The organism is Halalkalibacter lacteus (genome assembly GCF_036663595.1).
Lineage (GTDB): Bacteria > Bacillota > Bacilli > Bacillales > Bacillaceae_D > Halalkalibacter > Halalkalibacter lacteus.
Window position 1 is genome coordinate 1 of record NZ_JAWRVL010000159.1, and the last position, 279, is coordinate 279.

Genomic DNA, 279 nt, shown 5'->3' on the forward strand with positions numbered 1-279 from the left:
CGGTTCACGGCCTGCTTCAGACAGCGCCGCGCATCGCCGGCATCCCGGTGCTCCTCAACATCCCGGCGTTTGTCATCGTGATGCTCATCACGTGGATTCTGTACATCGGCGTGAAAGAGAGCGTGCGTGCGAACAACATCATGGTCGCGGTGAAGCTGCTGGTGCTGGCGGTCTTCGTCGTGATGGGCGCCACGCAAATCAACCCCGACAACTACGTGCCGTTCGCGCCGAACGGCTGGCGCGGCATCCATCAGGGCGCCGCAATCGTCTTTTTCGCGT

The 279-nt window shown here is 62.0% G+C and carries 1 protein-coding gene; it reads left to right on the forward strand.

Annotation, left to right across the window (positions count from 1 at the left end):
• The coding region (locus SAZ04_RS21905; protein ID WP_332699656.1) for an amino acid permease at positions 1 to 279 on the forward strand (279 nt) is incomplete at both ends.